This is a genomic window from Serratia sp. H1w, assembly GCF_000633355.1.
Taxonomy (GTDB): domain Bacteria; phylum Pseudomonadota; class Gammaproteobacteria; order Enterobacterales; family Enterobacteriaceae; genus Chania.
Genome location: NZ_AYMQ01000065.1, coordinates 25,601 through 50,578, shown reverse-complemented (window position 1 = coordinate 50,578; position 24,978 = coordinate 25,601). Strand labels below are relative to the sequence as shown.

28 protein-coding genes and 1 pseudogene are annotated in these 24,978 nt (G+C 51.6%); 22 read left to right on the top strand and 7 right to left on the bottom strand.

Annotated features, from left to right (window positions below; translation table 11 throughout):
- Window positions 1–122: 122 nt before the first annotated feature.
- Window positions 123–806 (bottom strand): DNA repair protein RadC, encoded by a 684-nt coding sequence (radC, locus tag U869_RS0116375; protein ID WP_025121332.1) that lies wholly within the window; start codon window positions 804–806, stop codon window positions 123–125.
- A gap of 181 nt (window positions 807–987) precedes the next feature.
- Between radC and coaBC the strand changes: the two genes are divergently transcribed.
- From coaBC to slmA, 3 genes are all read left to right on the top strand, one after another.
- Complete coding sequence (gene coaBC / locus U869_RS0116370) at window positions 988–2,205, top strand: bifunctional phosphopantothenoylcysteine decarboxylase/phosphopantothenate--cysteine ligase CoaBC (RefSeq protein WP_037408616.1); 1,218 nt, start codon at window positions 988–990, stop codon at window positions 2,203–2,205.
- A complete protein-coding gene (gene dut / locus U869_RS0116365) occupies window positions 2,183–2,641 on the top strand; it encodes a dUTP diphosphatase (RefSeq protein WP_037408615.1) in 459 nt (152 codons plus the stop codon). The genes coaBC and dut overlap by 23 nt, the downstream gene beginning before the upstream one ends.
- A gap of 233 nt (window positions 2,642–2,874) precedes the next feature.
- A complete protein-coding gene (gene slmA / locus U869_RS0116360) occupies window positions 2,875–3,471 on the top strand; it encodes a nucleoid occlusion factor SlmA (RefSeq protein WP_025121329.1) in 597 nt (198 codons plus the stop codon).
- Between the two features lie 240 nt (window positions 3,472–3,711).
- Here slmA and pyrE read toward each other — a convergent pair whose 3' ends face one another.
- Together pyrE and rph are read right to left on the bottom strand one after the other, a co-directional pair.
- Entirely contained in the window at window positions 3,712–4,353 is a 642-nt protein-coding gene (gene pyrE, locus U869_RS0116355; RefSeq protein WP_025121328.1) for an orotate phosphoribosyltransferase, read from the bottom strand.
- 92 nt (window positions 4,354–4,445) lie between these two features.
- On the bottom strand, window positions 4,446–5,162 hold the full coding sequence (gene rph, locus U869_RS0116350) for a ribonuclease PH (RefSeq protein WP_025121327.1): 717 nt from the start codon (window positions 5,160–5,162) through the stop codon (window positions 4,446–4,448).
- Window positions 5,163–5,288: 126 nt separating this feature from the next.
- On the opposite strand from rph, the gene U869_RS0116345 reads away from it, so the two are divergent.
- The 4 genes from U869_RS0116345 (at window position 5,289) to U869_RS0116330 (ending at window position 8,696) form a co-directional block, all read left to right on the top strand.
- On the top strand, window positions 5,289–6,152 hold the full coding sequence (locus U869_RS0116345) for a YicC/YloC family endoribonuclease (RefSeq protein ID WP_025121326.1): 864 nt from the start codon (window positions 5,289–5,291) through the stop codon (window positions 6,150–6,152).
- Window positions 6,153–6,340: 188 nt separating this feature from the next.
- On the top strand, window positions 6,341–7,618 hold the full coding sequence (locus U869_RS0116340; protein ID WP_025121325.1) for a site-specific integrase: 1,278 nt from the start codon (window positions 6,341–6,343) through the stop codon (window positions 7,616–7,618).
- Window positions 7,608–8,339: a hypothetical protein gene (locus tag U869_RS0116335; RefSeq protein WP_025121324.1), complete on the top strand. Its 732-nt coding sequence runs from the start codon at window positions 7,608–7,610 to the stop codon at window positions 8,337–8,339. The genes U869_RS0116340 and U869_RS0116335 overlap by 11 nt, the downstream gene beginning before the upstream one ends.
- Window positions 8,340–8,462: 123 nt before the next feature.
- Window positions 8,463–8,696 carry an AlpA family transcriptional regulator gene (locus U869_RS0116330; protein ID WP_025121323.1) on the top strand — a complete coding sequence of 78 codons (234 nt, stop codon included), beginning with the start codon at window positions 8,463–8,465 and terminating at the stop codon, window positions 8,694–8,696.
- A gap of 126 nt (window positions 8,697–8,822) precedes the next feature.
- On the opposite strand, the gene U869_RS32225 is transcribed toward U869_RS0116330, so the two are convergent.
- On the bottom strand, window positions 8,823–9,134 hold the full coding sequence (locus U869_RS32225) for a YlcI/YnfO family protein (protein WP_025121322.1): 312 nt from the start codon (window positions 9,132–9,134) through the stop codon (window positions 8,823–8,825).
- A 208-nt stretch (window positions 9,135–9,342) separates the two neighbouring features.
- On the opposite strand from U869_RS32225, the gene U869_RS32220 reads away from it, so the two are divergent.
- The 13 genes from U869_RS32220 (at window position 9,343) to U869_RS0116255 (ending at window position 20,356) form a co-directional block, all read left to right on the top strand.
- Complete coding sequence (locus U869_RS32220) at window positions 9,343–9,537, top strand: host cell division inhibitor Icd-like protein (RefSeq protein WP_025121321.1); 195 nt, start codon at window positions 9,343–9,345, stop codon at window positions 9,535–9,537.
- Entirely contained in the window at window positions 9,530–9,742 is a 213-nt protein-coding gene (locus tag U869_RS0116315; protein WP_025121320.1) for a hypothetical protein, read from the top strand. Before U869_RS32220 ends, U869_RS0116315 begins: the two co-directional genes overlap by 8 nt.
- A 4-nt stretch (window positions 9,743–9,746) precedes the next feature.
- Window positions 9,747–10,046 (top strand): DUF4222 domain-containing protein, encoded by a 300-nt coding sequence (locus U869_RS30840; protein ID WP_071998248.1) that lies wholly within the window; start codon window positions 9,747–9,749, stop codon window positions 10,044–10,046.
- Window positions 10,046–12,799, top strand: a complete 2,754-nt coding sequence (locus U869_RS0116310; RefSeq protein ID WP_029987670.1) for a TOPRIM and DUF927 domain-containing protein — start codon at window positions 10,046–10,048, stop codon at window positions 12,797–12,799. The genes U869_RS30840 and U869_RS0116310 overlap by 1 nt, the downstream gene beginning before the upstream one ends.
- Window positions 12,800–13,011: 212 nt before the next feature.
- Window positions 13,012–13,632, top strand: coding sequence for a phage baseplate protein (locus U869_RS0116305; RefSeq protein ID WP_025121318.1), 621 nt, complete (start codon window positions 13,012–13,014; stop codon window positions 13,630–13,632).
- The gene (locus U869_RS0116300) at window positions 13,629–13,934 is read left to right on the top strand and encodes a hypothetical protein (protein WP_025121317.1); all 306 of its coding nucleotides are present in this window, start codon (window positions 13,629–13,631) and stop codon (window positions 13,932–13,934) included. The genes U869_RS0116305 and U869_RS0116300 overlap by 4 nt, the downstream gene beginning before the upstream one ends.
- A 2-nt stretch (window positions 13,935–13,936) precedes the next feature.
- The gene (locus tag U869_RS0116295) at window positions 13,937–15,034 is read left to right on the top strand and encodes a hypothetical protein (RefSeq protein ID WP_025121316.1); all 1,098 of its coding nucleotides are present in this window, start codon (window positions 13,937–13,939) and stop codon (window positions 15,032–15,034) included.
- A complete protein-coding gene (locus U869_RS0116290) occupies window positions 15,034–15,384 on the top strand; it encodes a hypothetical protein (protein WP_025121315.1) in 351 nt (116 codons plus the stop codon). Before U869_RS0116295 ends, U869_RS0116290 begins: the two co-directional genes overlap by 1 nt.
- Before the next feature lie 10 nt (window positions 15,385–15,394).
- A complete protein-coding gene (locus U869_RS0116285; RefSeq protein ID WP_025121314.1) occupies window positions 15,395–16,150 on the top strand; it encodes a phage baseplate assembly protein V in 756 nt (251 codons plus the stop codon).
- A 932-nt stretch (window positions 16,151–17,082) separates the two neighbouring features.
- Window positions 17,083–17,292: a DUF2570 domain-containing protein gene (locus tag U869_RS30835; RefSeq protein ID WP_071998247.1), complete on the top strand. Its 210-nt coding sequence runs from the start codon at window positions 17,083–17,085 to the stop codon at window positions 17,290–17,292.
- Between the two features lie 639 nt (window positions 17,293–17,931).
- Complete coding sequence (locus U869_RS0116270) at window positions 17,932–18,348, top strand: DUF2513 domain-containing protein (RefSeq protein ID WP_025121312.1); 417 nt, start codon at window positions 17,932–17,934, stop codon at window positions 18,346–18,348.
- A gap of 1,024 nt (window positions 18,349–19,372) precedes the next feature.
- Window positions 19,373–19,858, top strand: a complete 486-nt coding sequence (locus U869_RS0116260; RefSeq protein ID WP_025121310.1) for a hypothetical protein — start codon at window positions 19,373–19,375, stop codon at window positions 19,856–19,858.
- Window positions 19,859–20,011: 153 nt separating this feature from the next.
- Complete coding sequence (locus U869_RS0116255) at window positions 20,012–20,356, top strand: hypothetical protein (RefSeq protein ID WP_232785368.1); 345 nt, start codon at window positions 20,012–20,014, stop codon at window positions 20,354–20,356.
- Between the two features lie 254 nt (window positions 20,357–20,610).
- Here U869_RS0116255 and U869_RS0116250 read toward each other — a convergent pair.
- Window positions 20,611–21,618: pseudogene (locus tag U869_RS0116250) on the bottom strand (tyrosine-type recombinase/integrase); the annotation flags it as partial.
- Window positions 21,619–22,287: 669 nt separating this feature from the next.
- Here U869_RS0116250 and dinD point away from each other — a divergent pair.
- Window positions 22,288–23,112, top strand: a complete 825-nt coding sequence (gene dinD, locus U869_RS0116245; protein ID WP_025121307.1) for a DNA damage-inducible protein D — start codon at window positions 22,288–22,290, stop codon at window positions 23,110–23,112.
- Between the two features lie 32 nt (window positions 23,113–23,144).
- On the opposite strand, the gene U869_RS0116240 is transcribed toward dinD, so the two are convergent.
- The gene (locus U869_RS0116240; protein ID WP_025121306.1) at window positions 23,145–23,606 is read right to left on the bottom strand and encodes a hypothetical protein; all 462 of its coding nucleotides are present in this window, start codon (window positions 23,604–23,606) and stop codon (window positions 23,145–23,147) included.
- A gap of 139 nt (window positions 23,607–23,745) precedes the next feature.
- Between U869_RS0116240 and U869_RS0116235 the strand changes: the two genes are divergently transcribed.
- The gene (locus tag U869_RS0116235; protein WP_025121305.1) at window positions 23,746–24,129 is read left to right on the top strand and encodes a hypothetical protein; all 384 of its coding nucleotides are present in this window, start codon (window positions 23,746–23,748) and stop codon (window positions 24,127–24,129) included.
- Between the two features lie 26 nt (window positions 24,130–24,155).
- Here the strand turns inward: U869_RS0116235 and U869_RS0116230 are convergent, their stop codons facing one another.
- Window positions 24,156–24,545 (bottom strand): hypothetical protein, encoded by a 390-nt coding sequence (locus tag U869_RS0116230; protein WP_025121304.1) that lies wholly within the window; start codon window positions 24,543–24,545, stop codon window positions 24,156–24,158.
- Between the last annotated feature and the right edge of the window lie 433 nt (window positions 24,546–24,978).

The window sequence follows — 24,978 nt, the reverse complement described above, 5'->3', positions numbered from 1 at the left end:
TGCTGAGATAGGCTCTTAACGCCAAACCCAAGATTCTCAAAGGTGGCGTAGTATACGCTCTGAAGCGTAAGTGCTCAAGTCCCGAACAGCTAAAGATCCCTCAAGGATCGCGAAAAAGTTGCTTATAGCCATCCGCGCTCGGCAAAAGAGACGCATTCACCCCGGCCTATCACCAAGTGATCGAGCACTCGGATCTCCAATAATCGGCAGGCATTAACCACTTGCTCGGTTATCAGACGGTCGGCGTGACTGGGTTCAGCCTTACCCGAAGGGTGATTATGCGCCAGAATGAGGGCTGCTGCATTAGCCTTCAACGCCGCACGCACAATTTCTCTTGGGTGGACAACGACGCTGTTGATGGTACCAGCAAACATCTCCTGATGGCGAATAACCCGGTGCTGATTGTCTAAAAACAATACTAAAAATACCTCCCGCTCGTGGTGAGTCAGCAAACTGTGCAGGTAATGCTGGGTAATTTTCGGATTCAGCAGCGCATTTTCCAGCAAATGGGGGCCGGAAAACAGCCGGAAAGCCAATTCGGAAATTGCCTGCAATTGCGCATAGGTAGCTATCCCCAACCCTTTCTGGCTGCGAAATTGTTCGTAGTCCGCCGAAATCAGGTGATACAGCGAACCAAAGTGCGCCAGCAGTTGTTCCGCCCGTTGCGAGACGTGAACCCCAGGTAAGCCGGTGCGCAAGAAGATTGCCAACAGCTCCATATCGGAGAGGGCTGCCGCCCCATCACGCATCAATTTCTCCCTGGGTGCCAACGCCCCAGGCCATAACGACATATCCTGACCGCTCATTGCCACCTCCCTGCCAACCCAAAGCATGTCACGAGGGATTTCATCGCGCGACAGGTGATTGATAATATTGCGAAGTGTTACGAAAACTGGCATGTAACTGGCTGCATACACAGCAGAATCGCTCAACCTGGCAGCGGTTATGCTAAAATGTCCGCCTCTTTCGGTTTTCAATCGGACAATCATGATGACGGGACTTTCCGGCAAACATATTGTGCTTGGCATCAGTGGCGGCATTGCTGCTTACAAATGCCCTGAGCTGGTACGCCGCCTGCGCGACAGGGGCGCCGAGGTAAGAGTGGTAATGACCAGTGCGGCAAAAGCCTTCATTACCCCACTGACGCTACAGGCCGTTTCCGGCTATCCGGTTTTCGACGATCTACTGGATCCCGCGGCAGAAGCCGCCATGGGCCATATCGAATTGGGTAAATGGGCCGATTTGGTGATCCTGGCTCCGGCCACCGCCGATCTGCTGGCCCGCGTTGCCGCCGGCATGGCCAACGATCTGCTGACCACGGTCTGCCTGGCCACTGCTGCCCCGATCGCGGCGGCACCGGCCATGAACCAACAGATGTACCGCGCTGCCGCCACCCAGGCCAACCTACAGACCCTGCAAGGGCGTGGTTTGCTGCTGTGGGGGCCAGACAGCGGTAGCCAGGCCTGTGGCGATATCGGGCCGGGGCGTATGCTGGATCCGTTGGCCATCGTTGAACTGGCTAACGCCCATTTCTCCGCACCACAGGATCTGCAACATTTAAAGATTATGATCACCGCGGGCCCCACCCGCGAGGCGCTGGATCCGGTGCGCTTCATCAGCAACCACAGCTCCGGCAAGATGGGTTTTGCTATCGCCCAGGCCGCCGCCGCTCGCGGTGCGCAAGTCACGTTGGTCGCCGGGCCGGTCAATCTGCCTACGCCAGCTTGGGTAACCCGTATCGATGTCGTCAGCGCGCTGGAAATGGAGCAAGCCGTGCAGCAACAGGCCGCACAGCAGAGCATCTTTATCGGCTGCGCCGCCGTAGCGGATTACCGGGCAGAACAGATTGCCGATGAGAAAATCAAAAAGCAGGGTGATGAAATCATCCTCAAGATGGTGAAGAATCCTGATATTGTCGCTGGCGTTGCCGCGATGAGCAAAAATCGTCCCTTTGTCGTCGGGTTTGCTGCCGAAACCCAGAATGTGGAAGAATACGCACGACAAAAACTCCTGCGTAAAAAACTGGATTTAATCTGCGCTAACGATGTATCGCTTGCAGAGCACGGTTTTAACAGTGATACCAATGCCCTGCATCTTTTTTGGCAGGATGGAGAAAAGCGCCTGCCGCATAGCGATAAGGCACTCCTTGGCCAACGTTTACTAGACGAGATAGTCAGCCGTTATGATGAAAAAAATCGATGTTAAGATCCTTGACCCACGTATCGGTCAAGACTTCCCATTGCCGACCTATGCCACCCCAGGCTCTGCCGGTCTTGATCTGCGCGCCTGTCTGGACAGCGCGGTTGAACTGGCACCAGGTGAAACCACCCTGCTGCCTACCGGCCTGGCTATTCATATCGCCGATACCGGTCTTGCCGCAGTGATCCTGCCGCGTTCCGGTTTGGGCCATAAGCACGGCGTCGTGCTGGGCAACCTGGTTGGCCTGATCGATTCCGATTATCAGGGCCAACTGATGGTATCCGTATGGAACCGCAGCCAGAAATCCTTCACTATCGAGCCGGGTGAACGCATCGCACAGATGGTGTTTGTGCCAGTGGTGCAAGCCGAGTTTAATCTGGTGGAAGAGTTCGATAGCAGCGAACGTGGCACCGGTGGTTTCGGCCACTCTGGCCGCCAATAGGTTTTGTTCGCGCCTGAAACCGTGCCGCTTGCAATACGGCACGGCTAATCTGGCAATTGAGAGTACCGCACGGAGAATAATGGTCTGTACGACCATAAACCCAAGCACTGCACAAAAAGCGATCATATAAGCCGCACAGAGTTTGCTCTGCAACGGCCGGTGCGTGGGTTTTCGCAAATCTATACCCGAAGAGATTGAGGGGATAAGCCGTTTTAGCAAGGGTCTAATCAAACATGGCAGAAAAAGAAGTTACCAAAAGGAACCGGCGTGAGGAGATATTGCAGGCGTTAGCCCAGATGCTGGAATCCAGCGACGGCAGCCAGCGCATTACCACAGCCAAGCTTGCCGCCAACGTTGGTGTCTCTGAGGCTGCCCTTTATCGGCATTTCCCCAGCAAGACACGGATGTTCGACAGCCTGATCGAGTTTATTGAAGACAGTCTGATAACGCGCATCAACCTGATCTTGCAGGATGAAAAAGAGACCTTTAGCCGCCTGCGCCTGATTGTCTTGTTGATTCTAGGGTTTGCAGAACGCAACCCAGGCCTGACCAGAATTATGACCGGGCACGCGCTGATGTTTGAGCAAGATCGCCTGCAAGGCAGGATCAACCAATTGTTCGAGCGCATCGAAGCGCAACTGCGTCAGGTGCTAAAGGAACGTAAGCTGCGGGAAGGAAAGGGCTTTATCGTCGATGAGACCTTGCTGGCAAGCCAGATCCTGGCCTTCTGTGAAGGGATGCTGTCGCGCTATATTCGCTCCGAATTCCGCTACCGTCCAACGCAGGATTTTGATGCCCGTTGGCCATTGCTGGCCGCACAGCTGCAGTAACAAAGGATTGAATCGGTAGTACTCCATAGCCGTTTATACCCTATGGATTTCGAGTTGGCCGCTCTTGCGCATCCCTGCGCTCGCGGCATTTGTACATCCATGTACATCACAGCTAGGCGACAAGCTTACTCATCCCCAGGAGCTTACTTTTGGGTAAGTGACTGGGGTGAGTAAGTGCAGGTAACAACGCTGCAGCTTGAAAGACGACGGGTATAACCGGGCTAAACCCGGCGTTATTACTTAAACCCCGTACTGCTCGCGATACGCCCGCACGGCTACCAGGCTTTCGGCCATTTCCGGCTGCTCTTCCAGGTAAGCAATCAATTCCTTGAGCGTAATAATCGAGATCACTTTACAGTGATAATCGCGCTCAACCTCCTGGATGGCGGAAACTTCGGCACGGCCACGCTCCTGACGATCGAGAGAAATCAGCACCCCGGCCAAGCTGGCGTTATGGGCGCTGATAATTTCCATCGATTCACGGATGGCCGTCCCTGCGGTGATCACGTCATCCACCAGCATCACACGACCTTGCAGCGGGCTACCTACCAGCGTGCCGCCTTCGCCATGCTCCTTGGCTTCTTTACGGTTAAAGCAATAAGGCACGTCGCGATTGTGATGTTCCGCCAACGCTACTGCGGTGGTGGTCGCGATCGGGATACCTTTGTAGGCAGGGCCAAACAGCAGATCGAACTCAATACCGGAATCCACCAGCGCTTCGGCATAAAAACGCCCTAACAGCGCCAGATCACGCCCGGTATTAAACAGGCCGGCATTGAAGAAATAGGGGCTGGTACGGCCGGATTTCAGGGTGAACTCGCCGAATTTCAATACCTGCTTGCTGAGCGCAAACTCGATAAACTGGCGCTGGTAGGCTTTCATTACTGCTTCTCCTAGTTTGGTCGGTAGTACCGGTTCTATTGCCGCCCGATGGCCGGGCATAAAAAAGGCGACTGCTTAGTCGCCTTTAAAAATCAGTCTGCCAGCGCCGTTTTCTGCGCCTGGAAGATGGTTTCGATGCCCCCTCGGGCCAGCGCCAATAGCGCCAATAGCTCATCATGGCTGAACGGCTCACCCTCGGCGGTGCCCTGCACCTCGATCATGCGGCCATCTTCCATCATCACTACGTTCATATCGGTTTCTGCTGCGGAATCTTCCACATATTCCAGATCGCACAGCGCTTCACCGCCAACGATACCCACCGATACCGCTGCCACCAAACCTTTCATCGGGTTGGCTTTCAGTTTACCCGCGGCTACCAGCGCATTCAGCGCATCGGCCAGCGCCACGCAGGCACCGGAGATAGAAGCGGTGCGGGTACCACCGTCGGCTTGCAGCACATCGCAGTCCAGGGTGATGGTGAACTCGCCGAGCTTTTTCAGATCCACTGCGGCACGCAGTGAACGAGCGATCAGACGCTGGATCTCCAGAGTACGACCACCCTGCTTGCCTTTGGCCGCTTCGCGGGCATTACGGCTGTGGGTAGAACGCGGTAACATGCCGTATTCTGCGGTGATCCACCCTTGTCCCTGGCCTTTCAAGAAGCGCGGCACGCCCTCTTCTACCGTGGCGGTGCACAAAACTTTGGTATCGCCAAACTCAACCAGCACTGAACCTTCAGCGTGTTTCGTGTAGTGACGGGTCAGTGTCAGGGGGCGAACTTGTTGTGGTGCTCTGCCTGCAGGACGCATGGGCTCTCTCCGGCTTCTTATTAACGTTTGGCTGCGCATTATACGGGCTTCGTGACGTTATGCCTATCCTGCCCGCAGGTGCAACGCTATAATCGTTCCATCTTTTCCTATTTACGGGTACGCACAATGATCCGCAGCATGACCGCCTACGCCCGGCGTGAAATCAAGGGTGAATGGGGCAGCGCAGCTTGGGAGCTGCGTTCCGTTAACCAACGCTACTTAGAAACCTACATCCGCCTGCCTGAGCAGTTCCGCAGCCTTGAACCGGTGATCCGCGAGCGTATCCGTGGGCGCCTGACGCGCGGCAAAGTGGAGTGCAACCTGCGCTTTGAGCTCGACCCAAGCGCGCAAAGCTCGATGATCCTGAACGAAAAACTGGCCAAACAGCTGGTTGAAGCCGCCAACTGGGTCAAAATGCAGAGTGACGAAGGTGAAATCGATCCGATCGATGTCCTGCGCTGGCCGGGCGTGATGTCCGCTCAGGAACAGGATCTGGATGTCATCAGCAACGAGCTGATGCTGGCGCTGGAAGGCGCGCTGGATGATTTCATCGTCGCACGCGAAAGCGAAGGCACCGCACTGAAAGCTCTGATCGAGCAACGCCTCGACGGCGTGAGCGCCGAAGTGGTCAAAGTACGCGCCCAAATGCCTAATATTCTTCAATGGCAGCGCGAGCGGCTGGTCAGCAAGCTGGAAGAAGCACAGGTGCAGTTGGAAAACACGCGCCTGGAGCAGGAGCTGGTGCTGATGGCGCAACGTATCGATGTTGCCGAAGAGTTGGATCGCCTGGAAGCCCACGTCAAAGAGACGCACAACATCCTGAAGAAGAAAGAAGCCGTTGGCCGTCGCCTCGACTTTATGATGCAGGAATTCAACCGCGAATCGAATACGCTGGCGTCCAAGTCAATCAATGCCGAAGTGACCACCTCAGCGATTGAGCTGAAGGTGCTGATTGAGCAGATGCGCGAGCAGATCCAGAATATCGAGTAAGTATTCAGGAAGAATCAAGACGCTGCAAAAAACCAGAAGGCCCGCATAACAGCGGGCTTTTTTGTTGTCAGGAGCTAGCATAAGGAATCAAGAAAGCGCATCATTACCGTGTACCCAAAGGTGTACCCATTGCGATTGAGATAAGGCTGTTTGGGTACACCCCTACATTCAATACTTAGGGCTTCACAATGCCAAAGCTTACCGACATGCAGATCCGGGCATGGATAAAGGCCGGAGAACGGTTTGAGGGCCGCGCAGACGGCGGAGGGCTTTACCTGCGTTTCAGGGAGGCCGACAAAAGCCCGTCATGGCGATTCAGATACAAGCTGGCCGGGAAATCACGCGTAATGCTGATTGGCTCCTACGCTGAGTTGTCTCTATCCAAAGCCAGAGATACAGTCAAAGAACTTTCTGCCCGCGTAGCATTGGGTTATGACGTGTCCGGGGAGAAACAGGAACGCAAAGCCGAAGCGCTGGAGAAGATGGAGCATGAGAAACATGCGCTGCGAGTATCAGCGCTGGTCGCCGAATACTTTGAGCGCCAGATCCTCCCACGCTGGAAACACCCCGACATTTTGCGCCGCCGCATCGACAAGGATATTAACCCGCACATTGGTAGCATGAAGGTGGAGGACGTTAAACCGCGCCACATTGACGACATGCTAAAAGCTATCGTTGATCGTGGAGCACCGACCATAGCAACCGACGTTTTAAGATGGACGCGCCGCATATTCGATTACGGCATCAAGCGCCATGCACTGGAGATTAACCCCTGCTCAGCCTTTGAGGTTTCCGACGCTGGCGGGAAAGAGACAGCACGGGATAGGTGGCTAACCCGTGACGAACTGATACGGGTATTCCAGGCTATGCGAACCGCCAAGGGGTTCAGCAGACAAAACGAACTCACGTTCAAGCTATTACTGGCCTTGTGTGTGCGCAAGATGGAGCTATGCGCCGCACGGTGGGAGGAATTCGACTTAGACGGGGCCATCTGGCACCTACCAGAGGAACGCAGCAAGAACGGCGATGCTATCGACATCCCATTACCGCCACCAGCGGTTGAATGGCTGAGAGAGCTTCACACGTTCTCATGTAATAGCGCATGGTTACTACCAGCCAGAAAAATGCAAAATAGAATGATCCCCCACATACAGGAAAGCACCCTACCCGTGGCTCTGGCAAAGGTACGCGCAGAAATGCCGGATGTGCCGAACTACACCATTCACGACTTCCGGCGCACGGCACGCACGCACCTTGCAGCTTTAGGGATTGATCCGGTTGTTGCTGAACGCTGCCTGAATCACCGCATAAGGGGCGTAGAGGGCATCTACAACCGGCATCAATACTTTGACGAGCGTAAAGCAGCACTGGCGCAGTGGGCGGCGTTGCTGGTGGCCTTGGAGCGTGGTGAGGAATACAACGTTACACCCTTTAGAAAAGTGATATCTGGAGGTAATGGTGAGTAAACAACACCCAGCCGTAGATTATGTAAACTCTGTTAATCATAGGATTATTGATGCTGCAGAAGAGTTGTCTAAAAATTCTATTTTCTTAATCGTGGAAGATGAGGATGGCGATCTAGGTTTTTTGGTGAGCCAATTTTCAATTATGGATTTTAGACAATGGAATCCATCTAAGAAATTTTATACTCGCTCAGAAATCCCACTAGATAGGATTAATAGCGCAATTAAATTCATGTCAGAGTCTGGGGTTGATGGCCTAGAATCAAATAATATCTATAATAAAGAACAACATAAAAATGTCACGGAAGATGACCTGCATTTCAAACTAAAAGAATCAAGAGAGCTAGTATTATCATCTTGCATTATGCACTTTTTAGGATTTGATGATATCGCTAGATCCATACTGAAAACCACTTTCTTTAATGAGCAAATGCTGCTTGGTCAACTAAAGTTTATTTATTATGGAAACTCCGTAATTACAAATTACAAGCAATCAAAAATATCATCAAAGCCAAGAAATCCCCACTACGCGGAGGCGCTGCGCATAGCTACTTTAACTTGGGAAAAATATCCCGGGGCTAGCAAAAAAGCGATGTGTGAAAACCTTCAAAAACACTTTAACGGACGGGTAAGCATTGACAGTCTTGATGCGTGGATAAAAAAACAGAAAATCCAGCCGCCTAAGCCTAAAACTTACACCGGTTTCTCTCTTGTGTTCTCTTAGGTAGGGGGCATAACCGGCTATTCCCCCCGTATAACCGGTTATGCCATCTACTAACAAGTATATTTTCAGCATTTAATCCGATTTGAAAGTTTCATGACCTATCAAGTCGGAGCATAAGAAATCATGACCAAGCATCAAGTACCCCAGCAACAATTCCCACTAAGCGGAAACGCCAGAATCAAGAGCGTTGCTGCTTTTCTCGCTATCAGTGAAGCCACCGTATGGCGCAAAGTGAAACAACCAGGTTTCCCACAACCAACCAAACTCTCAGAGCGTGTAACTGTTTTTGATGCTGCAGAGATCCGTCAATGGATGGCGCAACGAGTTGCCGAACGCCTAGGGGCCGACCATGCATAGCCAATTTTCCAGTCAGAAAAAAGTATTTCCCCTGGATGGCATCCGTTGCCGTGCAGCTGGTGGATCGGCCCCAATAAAAAAAGGCGAGGATTGCGCCCCCGCCCTTTGGTATCACCTGAACAAAACTCAACTTTCTGGCGTTTCCGGCTTTGCTTTTCGGCGTTGTAGTTCTTCACGCGCCACGCTGACCAGTCGGTTTATTTCCTCGCTGGCAGCAACGCCAATCGCTTCGACTTGTTCCAGCGCATCGAGCGACGAAAGAAGGGGGTTTTCTGTCGCGCCGTCTGTCTGGCGTCGAATTACCTCTCCTTGCATGGCTGCGACAATAAACCCTGCTGTGGATTCTCCGTCACGTTTTAACGTTTCCATATCAGACACCACTTCATGGGGAACTCTGACGGTAAAAAGCTGTGATTTTGCGTTTTTGTTTGCGGCCATTAACAAAACTCCGTTACTTGAGTGTGTTTCAGTATACATAAAAATGAAATACAGAAAAGGCTTGACCTGTGTTTCAGATAAAATTAAAGTGAAACACATGTTATCCACAGGTAGAACACAGCAAGACCACAGAATAGCGAAGCCCGGCAGTGTGGGGACACTAACCGGGCCTCTTACCACCAACGTTAAAGCAGTTAACGAGGTAGCTATGCAAAATCATACCACAGCGCCGCAGCGCTTCACCTTCCTGTTTTTAGCCGTAGTTCGTGCCAATCCACAGGACCGGCCTCACCGCGAACAGGTAACAGCCGCTACCGAGCGCGAAGCCCGTTCTTTTCTGGCTGGCCGCTTTGTCCTGCTGTTCGCTGGCCGTCTGCCAGTACGGGAGGTACGCCATGCGTAACCAGATCCCTCTATGCGATGTAAGTTTGCATGTATCCCCTGAGTTCTCCGGCAGAGTCATGCTGCATATGGAGCAGGGACGCCTTATTTCCGATTTGCGCGTACATGAAAGCTATCACCTGTTAAATCTGGAAGGCTTTATCGAATTGGCACGCCGTGCCGGTTGGCGAGTAGAACCCATAATCGAACCGAACAGCGGGGAATAAAATCATGAAAACAATAAATACCGGATCAACATCCGGGGGCTCCGCTCACCCTGAAATCCGCCCAGGGGATATTTACCGCGATAGCCGAGGCGTTCAAATCACTGTTACGGATTACGGCTACAACCGCGTGACCTATTTACGCGACGGCTATCAAAATCCCTGTATCTGCACGCCTGAGCGGTTCCAGCGTGAATTTAAATGGGTAAGGGGCGAAACGATTACGGAATGGTGCAGTAAAACGCCCGTATCCGAAAAAATAGAAAAGTTGAAAAAGGTTATTCGCGAAAGGAGACAGCACCCGTGATCAACCGTCTGGATTTTATTCGTGAGGTAAAGCGTGCCGCTGATGGCAGTTGGTCAACGTTGCTGCCTTCTTGCGGTGTCACCGTGCCGGGGCGTGGCAAGCATGGTGCCTGCCCAATTTGTGGCGGTACCGATCGCTTTCACTTTATTGATGACCACGGTGGCGGTGAATGGCATTGCCGCCAGTGCGACGAACCAAGCCACGGTGATGGCCTCGATCTGATTGCTCGGGCTCATGGCATTACTGTCATGGCTGCCGCCGAGCTGGTGGCCAACCCTGTGGGGATTTCTTTCCCGGTGGGGGAAAACTTGCAGAATACCACCAACCAAAAGGCGGAGCGGCAGCGCGGGGAACTGGAGCGCAAGCAGGCAGAGGCCACCGAACTGGAGCAGAAGCGCCAGCGGTTCAATCGTCGCTATACAGCATTATGCAACAGCGCAGCGATGGGGAGATCGGCCTATCTTGCGGCCAAAGGGCTCACTGGCTTCACCTTCCCCATTCTGCCTGATGGCCGGTTACTGTTGGAATTGACCGACGAAAGTGGCGCAGTGACGGCGGCGCAAACTATTACGCCAACCGGTGAAAAGCGGCAAGTGACGGACGGGGTCAAGCGTGGCGCATTTCATGCCCTACCGGTGGCGATCGAGCAATCGTCAGTGGTCATCATTGCCGAAGGTCTGGCAACCGCCCTCACTGCTCACCTGATGCGCCCTGATGCGTTGGCCGTGGTTGCCATAGATGCCGGTAACCTGCCTACCGTGGCCGCAACCCTGCGCCGCAGGTATCCCGATGCACAGATTATCATTGCGGCAGATAACGACTGGCATGCGCCGGGGGAGCTGGACGAACACGGCAAACCCAAGGTGAACACCGGCAAGATTGCGGCGGAGAAAACCGCGCAGGCCGTTTCTGGCTGGGTGTCTTTGCCACCGACAGAGCATAAAGCCGACTGGGATGACTACCGCCAGCAGAACGGCACAGAGGCCGCAGCGCTGGCATTTAAAGATTCGCTCTATCAACCCAAAGCCGCGGGAGAAGAAAAACACGCCGGTAGCCAGCGCGACCCGCTCAAGGCTCACCCTGTCAGCCGAAAAGATGGCGTTTTCTGGATAACGCCAAAGGTGGATAGAGACAGTGGTGAGGTGATCAACTATGAAAGCTGGCTATGTTCCCCCCTTGAGGTGATTGGTACCGGCAGGGACGACAAAGACCAATACCTGATTATCCGCTGGCACCCTGCCGGGGAAAAAATACCGACAACCGCCGCTATCCCGCTGGCCGACATAGGTGAGCGTGAGGGCTGGCGCACGCTGAAAGCAGGCGGCGTGAACGTGACCACGAAAACCGCACTCAGGGCTACCCTGGCCGATTGGATGCAAAATAGCGGCATCCGTGAAATCTGGCGCGTGGCACAGGCTACAGGCTGGCAATGCGGCGCATACATCATGCCGGACGGGGAAATCATCGGTACGCCTGCAAGGCCGGTGCTGTTCAATGGTCGCAGTGCGGCCGCTGCAGGGTACACCGTCAAGGGAACACCAGAGAGCTGGCGTGACTCGGTGGCACGCCTTGCCCGTGGCAACCCTTCCATGATGGCCGGTATCGGTGCGGCACTGGCTGCGCCACTCATTGGGCTGGCTGGTGCTGACGGGTTCGGCATTCACTTCTACGAGCAATCCAGCGCCGGTAAGACCACCACCGCCAATATCGCCAGCAGTCTATACGGCGAACCGGACGCCTTGCGCCTGACGTGGTTCGGTACCGCGCTGGGTATTGCCAACGAAGCCGCCGCGCACAATGACGGCCTGATGCCGCTTGATGAAGTGGGCCAAGGCGCTGATCCAGATAGCGTGGCGAAATCGGCCTACACCCTGTTTAACGGCGTCGGAAAGCTGCAGGGGGCCAAAGAAGGCGGCAACCGTGATTTGAAGCGCTGGCGAACCGTGGCCCTCAGTACCGGGGAAATGGACATTGAAACCTTTATCGCCTCAACAGGCCGCAAGGTGAAGGCGGGCCAGTTGGTGCGCCTGCTGAATATCCCGCTGGAGAAATCGCAGCAACACCACGAAACAGCGAACGGCAAAGCCCACGCTGACGCATTGAAAGACGCCTACCAAAGTCACCACGGGGCCGCTGGGCGTTTCTGGATCAAGTACCTTGCCGACCACCAGCAACAGGCCATTGCCGCCGTCAGAGAGGCAGAAAGCCGCTGGCGTTCGCTGATACCGGCAGACTACGGCGAACAGGTCCACCGTGTTGCTGCACGGTTTGCGGTACTGGAAGCGGCTCTGTTGTTCGGGCGGTCTGTCACTGGCTGGGATGAGCAGGAATGCCGGGACGCAATACAGCACAACTTCAACGCCTGGATCAAAGAGTTCGGTACCGGCAACAAAGAACACCAACAGGCTATTGAGGCTACCGAGGCTTTCCTGAATGCCTACGGACTAAGCCGGTTCGCCCCGCTGCCCTATGACCCGCAGAGCCTGCCTATTCGTGATTTAGCCGGGTACCGCGATAGGGGCAAGCATGATTGTGACGCCATGGTGTTCTACACGTTCCCGGCTGCGTTCGAAAATGAGATAGCGCGAGGGTTCAACCCGAAGCATTTCGCCAAGGCACTGGTAGAGGCCGGGATGCTGACACAGCCAGCCAGCAAGCGAGGATTTCAACGGAAATCACCGCGCATCGAGGGACGTCAAATCAACGTTTACGTGATCCACCACCTGCCCGAGAACGACCAGGCGGAGGATTAATTTTCTCTACATGCGAGAAAAACATGTTGGTTCAGTTAGTTCAGTTGGTTCAATTTGTAAAGATGGTTGTTTTTAAAGGTAATTATTTTTTAGAAGTGCCGCTTTTGAACCAACACTGAACCAACAAATGGGCGTTTTGAACCAACAAAGGGATTTTCCCCTGGCTGGTGGTAGTACCTGACGTAATAAGTAATCAACAAGAGGATTCAATAGTGGATATGCTTTCAGTTTTGTTTTCCCAACAGCGCCGCCGTATCGGTGCGAAAGTCCCCAGCGTGGTTATCTCGGAAAGACACTCCGATACCCTGGAGATTACCGAACATCCGGTGGAAATTGGCGCACCAGTAAGTGACCACGCATTCAAACGGCCGGCAGAGGTCACAATGGAGCTGGGTTTTGCCGGTGGCGGCTCACTGATTGATGGGATCGACACGACCAAGATATTCAATGTCGATACCGGGCTTTCACTCGGCACCAGTCCCGCAGACGTTTACAAGGAGCTGCTTACCCTGCAGGAGAGTTGTGTTCCCTTTGACGTGATCACCGGCAAGCGCACCTACAAAAACATGCTGATCAGAGCGATAGAAGTGACCACCGACAAAACCAGTGAAAACGTACTGATGTGCGCTCTGACGCTGCGTGAGGTCATTATCTCCGAAACGAAGAAGATCAGCGCAGCTGACAAGGCAGATATGCTGATGGGCGTCAGTACTGCGCCAGTGCAGAACACCGGTACCAAAACCCTCGTACCGGTTAAAAACGACAGTCTCTTGCAGAAGATTAAAGGCGGCATTCAGGGACTGCTTGATCACTTCAACGGAGGCGCTCAATGAATATTAGCGAAATACCGTTAGCACCCGTTAACCAGCAATTCAGGATCAGCTTAGGGGAAACAGTCGTCAACATGCGCATTCTGTGGCGCGATGGGGCTGGCTGGATTCTGGATTTAACTGACGAAAATGGCGGCGCTATGGCCTATGGGTTACCACTGGTACCGGGGCGGGATCTGCTCGGCCAGTTTAAGCATCTTGGCATCAATGGAATGCTGGTTATCGCCAGTGATGTCGCCGCAGAAGAATACCCGACGAAAAACAACCTCGGGATCAGCAGCCACTTATATTTTGTTGAGGTGTAAAAATGAGTCAAAATTGGATGCGTCACTTTGAGCTTGTTCTTTCCGACAATGACGGGAAAGGGATCGTGCTGAGTGGGCTAAAGGCTACGTTTGATATCGCATGGAACGATAACAAATGGCCGAGCACCGCCAATGTAAGAGTTTATAACCTGTCGCCGGACACGCAAAACCTCCTGCTGGCGCGTAAGTTTTCGAAGATTAAAATTATAGCGGGGTATGACGGCCTTGCCCCGGACGTGCCAGAAAGCGAAGTTGGCAAAGTGCGGGAAATCTCAGACCATGAGGTAGGCCAGATTAACGGCATGAATTTCGGCCTGATTTATAGTGGTGATATTCGATTCACGGTTTCAGGAAAGGACAACAGCATCGATAGTTGGGTATTTATCCAAGCCTGCGATGGAATGGAGGCATTTGAAAAAGCCTTTATCAGCGCGACTCTGGCAAAAGGCTACACGTTGAAAGATGTTTATAATTTGCTGATCCGCGCACTTGAACCATATGGCATTGTTGGTGGTAGCGTGCCAGATTTCCCAACAACGGTATTTCCTCGGGGTAAGTCGTTCTATGGGAAAGTGCAGGAGTATTTTGATAACCTGGCCGATCAGTGTGGTGCCAAGTGGCAGTTTGCTTATGGTCGTATCGACATGCGCACTAAAGACATGGTGGCGCATGAGGTGTTTGTTCTTAACTCACGCACGGGCCTTATCGGTATGCCACAACAGACCATCGGTGCAGGGGTGAACGTGCAATGCCTTATCAACCCGAACATTAAGCTGAATGGCCTGATTCAGCTCGATCAGGCGTCTGTATATCGAGCCAGCCTGCAAAATCAGGATATCTACAGCGGCGTATTCAATGAGAAAGAGATAGACGGCAACCTTACGCCAATAGGGAAGGTACGGGATGCCGATGGAAATTGGGTTGATGCGCCTCCACAAGCGCAACCGGCCAGCGTGGCCACTGATGGCGTCTATATCGTGCGTTACATCACTTACAAGGGGGATACGCGCGGAACGGAATGGTATATGGAAATGGCTTGTGAGGCCCGTGGGGCGACTGATATGCCATCGAGTTCGTTTCTTCAAAGACAGGATTCATAATGAAAAAGGTTATTTTTCTACTCGGTATTTTTGCTTCCATGGCGAGCTATGGCCAATCAATCACCGCGCATCGTTACAATTGTGGAGGTTTTCGCTTGGAAATAATCGAAAACTCAATGTCTAAAATTAATGGCGAGTTCGTGACATCACAAAAAATTGCGGCGCTAGGAAATGGCGGTATGAAAATGGATATGACCCTGATGCCAGCCAGTGACGGCCATATGTATGGTTTTGAATATGTTCACCCGGACGGAAGCAAAAAACGATGGCTTAACGTTGAGCTTATACGGCGTGACATGGACGCCCCGCGTCTTATTGGTTCTTTTGATTGCAAGAAAATACCGGACTGAGGGCGATGCAATGACTGACATAAGACCTATAGACGATCAGGAAGTCTTTGAGCTGGGTATTAACACTGCTGTTTCGAAGGCGCGAAGCGCGGCACCGGGCATAATCCAATCATTCGATCCAGAGACAGTAACGTGCGTTGTCTCTCTCAGCTTAAAGGCTAATTATTCAGGCCGGGGTAACGCAACGGGCGAAGTAGCGCCAGAACTGCCGCTGCTGGTGGACGTACCTGTCATTTTCCCGCGTGGGGGCGGCGTTACACTGACGTTCCCGGTTAAGGTGGGTGATGAGTGCCTTGTTGTGTTCGCGGACCGCTGTATAGATTTCTGGTGGCAAAATGGCGGCTCTCAGGAACGGGTGGATAATCGCATGCAAGATTTGTCGGATGCTTTTGTCATTCCTGGCCCACAGTCTCAGGCGCAGAAAATCAGCGGTATCAGCACCAGCGCCGCGCAGTTGCGTACCGACGATGGGGCGGCATTCATCGAACTGGACCCGGGTAGCCACGCGGTGAACGTAACCACCACCGGCAAACTGACGGCGAGCGCCCTAGGCGGTACCGAAATTAACTCCCCTGAAATCGTGCTCAACGGCAACGTGACGATCAACGGCAATCTGTCGCAAGGGATGGGTGATGGCGGCGGAACGGCGACGATGCTGGGGCCGGTGAACGTAACCAACGATGTCACTGCTGGCGGTATCAGCCTGCAGACGCACAAGCATGGCGGTGTAGAAACAGGCAGCGGCAGCACAGGGGGGCCGCAATAAGCACCTGAATGAAACAAAACCCACAGGAAGCCCGCCACCAGCGCGGGTTTTTCTTTTGCCATGTTTTGCTGGCAGGCGTGCGCAAATCGCGAATTGCGCATTCGGTAAAAACTGCGAATTGCGCATTCGGGAAAAAAACTGCGAATTAGGAATTCGTAAAACGAGCGAGAAGCCCGCCACGCCTGATGCCTGCACCATTATAAACCTGTATTCGCAAACTCCGAATTGCGCAGAATTCGCAAAAAGAGCCATATTATTTCGTATTCAAAAATCAGGAATTTGCGCAAATGAGAGATAAAACGAGGCGATATACAACCGAACTCCCATGCATTGGCTTAACGTTCCTGGGCAATATGCGGCGGAGGTTGGCGGATGCACCGGATGGGAGTGCCATTCATGCCGCGACAGACAGCGGGACCCTGTGGATCGCCCGAAAGGCTGGAGCTTACAAGGCCACGATTAACGGGCATTCACTCACGCTATCGCTAACCACCACCCTGGCCGGTTATGGTGTCCGGTACTGGTATCTATGCCCTCACTGTTACCAGCAGTGCGCAAAACTCTATATCGGGAGCAAAGGTATAGCCTGCCGTAAGTGCTGGGGGCTTCACTACGCCAGCCAAAGCGAGGACATGTTAGCCAGAATGCGGCGATTGATAAGAGCGAAGCGTGTTGCCATCTGGGCGCATGATACGGCGGGCATAATGAACCTGGCTAAGACGCCGTTTCAGTTCGATAAACCCAAGGGCATGAGGTGGGAAACGTTCGAGCGTAAGCGATCGCAGCTATTCAGGCTGGAGGAAAAGTATTGGAAAGCGTTCATACCTGTTGTCGAGCGTTTAACGGGGAAATACAGATAACCAGCACGGTTCCTGCGGTGGTCAATGTGATGCCGATCAGCACCACGTTATATCGCCAACAGGTATTAATCAGTGCAGCACGCCAGCAACTGCGTACTAATGGCGGGACAACTGGAGCGGGAACAGCAGTTGCGCCAGCAGGCCAGTGCCAACGGAAGGAAACTCCGCGATGCGATTAAAGATGATGATTGCGCCAAGCGCGATATGCCTGGTGCTGTTGTTGAGCTCCTGCAACCGGACACAAAATCCGGTTCCGCAGCCGCTGGTCCTGCTGCCCCCTGAATCTGACTTCACCCGCTGCGAGCAACCCGTTCTGAACGGAACGACATGGGGGGGACGCAGTCAGCTACACGCTGGCACTTCAAGCCGCCTTGAAAATTTGCTCGGGGCAGGTGGAAATTCTTAATCAATGGCGTGGATCTCATCACTAGATAACACCACTTGCGATTGTCGCTTTTTTAGATATTATCTCACTGTTAACCCACGGAAAGTTCAAGGAGGTCTTTTTGGCCAAGTTTTTGGACTTCCCCTTAAGCAACCGCTGATCGTTATGTCGGGGTTCCTGAGCCAGGGGTAACAGAAATCGAAAGGATAGTGAGCAGGGAGAATTACCGAGGTGGGTGACCATCTTGAGGCTTTAATACCCGCGTCTGGGACGTTGGAGTTGTCTCCCGCCATACCTATAACGGGGTGTGGTCAATACATGAAAAGCCAAGGGGCTCAGGTGACTTTGGCGTTTTTGGCCCCATGCTGTCCATGGTGACGGTCGGGATACCCGAAAATGCCATAAATTCGCGATTAGCTTGGCCTGCCTTTCATCTAAATTAACCGCCTTTGGGCGGTTTTTTGCATTACAGGTGGCATTCACAGTGTGTTATCAATAATGTTAAATTAATCCCTGATTTATTTTGGAGGGAAACCATGAAAATAGAGCAAGACTACTTGAAGGGATTGTTGGAAGCCTTTGAAGCGTCCGAGGAGCCTCAAACAGATATAAATAAACTACTGGATGTTGGTTATGATCATCAGAGTAAAGAATTTATCTTTCATGTAAGATTACTTGAGGATCGTGGCCTTATTGGAAGGTCTGATGGTGAGCCTGGAATAGGTTACTATGGCGTATCAACGGATGACGGTGAGGATGAAGGTTTTTTCGACGCAGTACCCTTGCGGTTAACAGCTGCAGGGCATGATTTTTTAGAGGCGATTCGAAATCAAGAAGTGTGGGCAACTCTCAAAAGTGGTTTTAAAGACGCCAGCATAGGGACATTAGTAACAGTATCAAAGGAGCTATTCAACAGAGCATTGAATAAGCAACTAGATAAATACTTCGACTAGTCCAAGCCGCCTCAGGGCGGTTTTTTGTTGCCCATCATAGAGCGTCTATCCAGGCGCTTTGTAATGCGCAAGCAAAGAGACACGTTAGTTGAGAAGATATGAAACGGCCTGACATAGGAAGCTCAACGTTAGCAAACCCATCCCGATTTTTTGCATCAACATAATGCGTTTGTTATCTCGGGTAATTTTCTTGTTTGCCTCGTTAACAGCATCACTGCCAAAAACTGCCCCCTCATACGGCTTAAGGTTGTAGCCGTTGAAGAACATAATGAGCGTTCCCAAAAATCCAATTACAGTCGAGATGATTTGTAGTTGTGTAGATGTCATTTGAGCAAGCACCAATATGAAATAGGGTTAAGTATATGGCAAAACCGGACTAGAGGGCACTCCAGATGGCATCCTTGAAGTGTCAACGATAGTGCTTAGTCAGCGCCACACGCCAGCAAGGTTTCATCCTGGGCGGCAAAGGCCTGTTAGAGATTCGCACCAGCGTAGCAGTAAGTACCACTGGCCACCAAGGAACGCCACCCCACCGGCAGCGCACACCGGCCTATCAGTGGGCCACGGCTTTAATGCCCCATAAGCTCCACCAGCGACCCACAGCAAGAACACGCACGGTAAGGCGGATGTATAGAAATGTTAAGGTGATCGCCGTGATGCGCGCTGCAGGGTGATCGGCACTGAACCAACACGAAAACCCCGTTTGTTGGTTCAAAATGGGGTGTTGTCGGTTCAGTTTTTGAAAAAAACTTATTTAAAAACAACCATCTTTACAAATTAAACTAACTGAACCGACTGAACCGACATGTTTACGCTTATATATAGCGAAATATCAGGGAAAAAAAGCCCTTTCAAACGGTGGAATGCGGCTTTGCGGGCGGGTGATTGCCGGTTGCTTTGTCTGTTGTGGTTTTTACCCCCCTCGATGGGAGGTTGAGCGGTACGCAATAACGGTACGCAGGTACGCAAAGACGGTACGCAAAAAATGGAGTGCGTACCAAGCTAGGCCCCTTCACTGCTGGCTATGGCGAAAAGTGCGCATCAAGGCCAAACGACACGCCGCCAGATACGAAACCCGAAAGACGCGGATTGCGTACCACCGCCCGAAGCGTTCCACCGGCTCAATTTTGAGCCTGCTGATTTCATTGATAAAAATGGCGAAGCACCGCCGATATTCAAATTAACCAAAGACGGATTGAGTTGCCGCTTAAGTTTCCACTCCACAAAAGTTTCCACTGGAAACCAGGTGGAAACCTCAAAAAATCCAGCAAGAAGCCCGCTACGCCTGGTCAGAACGAACCCGCAACTACGGATTCAGTGGAAAGCGAACCGATGGAAAGCGCGGGTATTTAAAAACCGACCAAGAAATCCGACCAAAATAGTCGGACGGAAAAAACGGTCGGAAATGAAAATCGGTCGGACGGTCGAAACCGCGCCAGCTCTGATGTCGACCATGATTCGGATGATAAGAAACGGACGGACGAACCGCAAGAAAGCGCAAGTATTTTAAAATCCGACCAAAATGGACGGTCGGAAAGCGCGGGTATTCACGCCATCCAGGGTAAAATTAGACAAAGCCGCTGGTAGGGTACGCAAAATGAAAAAATCGAACCAACAATCAAGATCGGACTGGGGTGGAAAGCGTGCAGGTGCGGGAGCTCCATTGGGCAACACGAACGCCGTGAAGCATGGCGAACGGAGTAGGCAGGCATTCTTTACTTTGGCCGGTGCTGAGAACTTCTCCCCGGTGACATCTCTCCGAACCAGTAACCTGATCATTGCCGAGCGTGCGGGGGAATTGTTACGCATTGAGCCGCACCCTTACACTGAGGCATGGCGCGAACTTGTGTTGTTGGACGGCATCATGTGGCAGCATACCCGGCGCATATCCTGCCTTGAGCTACGTAAAACCAAATCGGCGCTCAATCTGGCGCGGCTGGAACTGGCGCGGGCAAAGTCACGCCTTGCCCAAGCGAAGTCCGTTATACGCTCAGACAGTAAAAAATAATCAGGTCGGCGTTGATAAGGCTAATCGTTAGTAACGTAGTGAAGTATTGCGTTTAGAGAGTCAAGGGCCGTCCTTATGTGGCAAGCAGCTTCATGGTCATTAAGTAAAATAGCGGTGACCGCGGTTGAGACATCACGCAATAATACTGATATCAGATAATTCACCGTGTTGTCATCAATGCCTATTCTCTGCTTGCTTTGAAGACGCCTATCCATCTGATTGGCCATCTCCAGCAATTTTGTGTTTGTAGTATTTTGATTACCTACCACTGGAACAATCTTCACTTTTCTGTCGTAAGCTGCCGTTTGGCGAGAGTTTTTATGTCCAGATATTGCCTGCTTATCTGTCAATAAACCTTCTAAATCTGATATGCCTTTGGCTTTGAGATCGTGGAATGTGAACCCAAAATCTAACTCAGGATGAGCAGCGCTCGCGGCCAATCGTGCTTTACGCCACTTTGAGTTAAAGCCATCACGTGTATATCGGTTGCCGTTCTGCTGATGGATCACATAGACGCTGGCGATACCGTTCGCAACGGGTACTGCGTCGGCTAGTTTCACGGCGGCGCGTAATCTATCCGACCAGGCTTTAATCTGCCTGGCTCCGGTCTTGCTCTGGCAGATAAAGATCCCGGGATCTAAAAGCTGGTTGCGGGTTAATGCGAGTACATCGCTTTGCCTGGCGCAACATAGATAAGCCAGCTCCATTACTGCCCGTACTATATCGTCAGCAGCAGCATAAACGGCGGCGTACTCAGCATCTGAGATATAGCGTTCGCGCGCTTTTTCCTTATACTGTCTAACCCCCTTGCATGGGTTTCCCTTCACATACCCGCGCTCGTACCCCCATCCAAACACCCTCGACATGAACGTTTTTTCACGGTTCGCCTGCGTCCTGCTTTTCAATCCACGCTTGTCCATGTACCGGCGCACGTGCTCAGGTTTAATCTTATCTGGGGTGACGTCGCCAAAGACCGGCATTAACTTGTTGGCGTACTTCTGGTAATCCTTCTGGGTTTCAAAAGCCAAATCAGTAAACTCGGCGGAGGTAAGAAACCGAGTGGCCAGGGTTTTGAACGTTTCCTCGTTTTTCTGCTGTTCGATGTACTTCTCATACTCCAGCCATACGGTGGACTGAGCAGCATCAAAAGGGCATAGCTTTATCGTACGCCCGTTGTTATGTCGGAACTCATAGACGGAGCGGCCACGATACACACGTGGCGGCATCCAGTGGTCAGCGGGATTCTTTCTTTTACCGGCCATAACATAGCCTCGACGTTAGAGAGAACCGGTTTACATTATCTCGGAAGGTACAACCAAATCTTACGGGATAGCGGCATTACACATTGATGGCTGGCGGATAACCTGCAAATAATTGGTTTAATCTGCTGGCGCTAAAATTGATGATCCACCAGCGGGGAGAGCGGCTAACTGTGACAGGTGCGGCTGGTTATCGCAATGGCTACCAGATAACAGCGTGTGAGGTGGTGGCCGGTAAGTAGGTTTTACCCTGGACGGCAACGGTGACAGCGAGAGGATAAAAAACAGGCAGAATAGCAGAGCACTCCATTTTACCGTGTACACATGGGTGTACACACTCAAAAAACGCATTATAAAAAACCCAGTTACAGAAAGGCTTAGATGCCAATACTCAATGAATAGATCCAATTCAGGAACTATCAAGAAGCTGCAAAAAACCAGAAGGCCCGCATAACCGCGGGCTTTTTTGTTACTAAAAGCTAGCATTACAAATCAAGAAAGTGCACACTTTTTACGCACGTAGAAGGAGTGTCCGCGAGGCTAGCCCAAAGACAAGTTCGTCTGAACGACCACTTCAAGCGCAAAGTCATATCGCTCCTATCCTTGCTTCCCTGCTTATTAGAAATATCGTGAACTCATCGCCTCATCATTTCAGCATCATGGAGATTTGAGATGAACAAACACCACCAGCCTTTCGAAGATATTCGCCTTCATAGTAATGATGGTAACGAGTATTGGTCAGCCAGAGATTTAGCTCCTTTATTGGATTATAAGGATTGGAGAAACTTTCTAAATGTTTTGTCCAAAGCAGCACAAGCCTGCGAAACCAGCAGCCAAGAGGTGTCAGACCATTTCGTTGACGTCACCAAAAAGGTCAATCTAGGTTCTGGGGCTCAGCGGGAATTAGATGATGTTAAACTGTCCCGGTATGCCTGCTACTTAGTTGTACAAAATGGTGATCCAAGCAAACCCGTTATCGCTGCCGGTCAAACCTACTTCGCCATTCAAACCCGCAGGCAAGAACTTGCCGATGATGAAACATTCAAGCACCTGCGTGAAGATGAAAAACGTCTTTTCCTGCGCAATGAATTAAAAGAACATAATAAACAACTGGTTGAAACCGCACATCAGGCTGGGGTGGAAACAACACTGGATTTCGCCATATTTCAAAATCACGGCTATCAAGGCCTTTACGGTGGACTGGATCAAAAAGCAATCCACCAGCGTAAGAGACTTAAAAAGAGCCAGAAAATACTCGACCATATGGGTTCTACTGAGCTTGCTGCCAACCTGTTCCGAGCAACCCAGGCAGAGGAAAAGCTGCGCCGAGACCAAGTGAAATCAAAGCAACAGGCAAATCAGACACATTTCGATGTAGGCAGGAAAGTACGGCAAACCATTCAAGAACTGGGTGGAACCATGCCAGAAAATCTCCCTGCACCGGAAAAAAGCATCAAGCAACTCGAATCGGCAGCTAAACGACTGGAAAAAAAATAGCTTATCAAACTCAAGTAAAAGTTGCGGTACCGTTACGGTACGCACTCCGTTAGATTTTGGGGGCGAGCGGGGAGATAAGCATATCCATTTTCATCAAGGGCATTGAAGATATCCATCACGCCTTGATCGGTTTCAATTATGAGGCGCGTGTCCAAGCTGATTTTTCGATCTTCCAGCTCCAAGCAACTTTGTCCAAGAGAAACCGATAAGATAGCCCCGCCGATCAACCTGTTAACCTCTTCAAATGCGTTTTCAACCCAACGAACCTTGCTGTCACCGATATCGAAGGGTAAAGATAGATCATTTGAAAGCCACAGATCATCGAACCTGGACCAGACAACGGCAATTATCTGCCCGTTATCAAATGCCAGCCTGATAGGTAAATCATTCCAGGGTTCCCACTGCTCAAAAAAGATCTCGGAGGTTGAGTAACCAACCAATGTGGCCCCCATGAACTCCCCAAATACCTCTTTTATTGCTTCAACCTTGCTCACTTTATACCCCTGTATCGCAAGTTCCGTTTCTCCGGTTCATCATTACCACTACAATAGTCGACCCGGCAAGGTAGGCAAGTACGGTTTGCTATCAGACAGCGGCAAAATGAACATCAACAACCTTCAGGAATACGTGCTAATGCCAAAAATAAAAAGCCAAGAAACGCTGGTGCGCGAACGTAAGCGCTGGGTGCTGTTGGCGATACTGGTGATAATCATTGCTGGCTGTTACCAGTGGTGGAAACAAGGGACACTGCGCTACGAAGAGTGGAGCCCCAACCAGCAGTATGTGGTGCGCTATTACAAAACCTTCGACTTTATTCCGCGTATGGCCATGCCGGGCGATGGCGGGCATTACTCCGGCTACCTGCGGGTTTATGACCGAAACGGCAAGCGGCTATACGAAGAGTATTCCGACCTGCTCGACTTTATTGAAGGCCCATTCTGGACAAAAGGAGGCGTTTATTGGATGGGTAACGATAATCAGGACATCGTCCACCTACCCACCTCGCCGGTTGATTGATGTCTTCAGAAGAGAGGCTTCGCCTTTCAGCTATAGGCGGCGGCCTGCTCTTCGGTGATCAGCTCCATTTTTTCAAGCTGCACCGCAATACCGCGTAGAGAACGTCCAAACTCTACGCTTAACGCCTCTATCGTTTTCCCACTGCTGTAGCCTTCCTCCAGCAGCTTCCTATCTTCTTCCGACCAAGGGAAGTTGAAGTTGGCGGGTCTGCCCTCGGCAATATTTTTCTGCCGCCGCTCTTCGGGCGATAGCTTCGCCTTTTTCATGCGTTCTGGCTCGGCATAAAACTCATCTGCCAAGGCAAACAGCATTCGGATCACCTCTGGGGAATGTACCAGCGAGGTGTGATTCAAAAACTCCCCTGTTTCTGGGTTAATCCCCCTCGCCAGCGCTCGCAACGTCAAGTAGGTCTGCATCATGGTTTCCGTCCTTAAAAATCTCGCCGCCATTGCAGCGGTGAGTTCCGCTGCTCATTCTTAGCTCATAAAACGTCCGATTCAATGCGTTGATCAAATCACGTGATAACTTTGCGAAAGAAATTCCAAATTAAGCCCATTTATTGCAAGAAAATAATCACTTAAAGGCAATGCCCAGCTAAAATTAGGATATTGAATACCCACGGTAATAGCCTCAACAATCGGTTAAAGGTATTATTCTCACTCTATTTTCAGGCTATGCAGAAAAATTTTCCCTTGGTAATCAATTAGATTAATTTACCTTTTACTGAATATCATCTTAAAGCCGTAAATTAAGGATTATTTAGGGTGATAATAGCTACTTATTAAGGAGTATTTTTCCGCTAACTCTCCCTTATGTTGATTTCCCTCAATAACGCTTGGGTTATTGCTG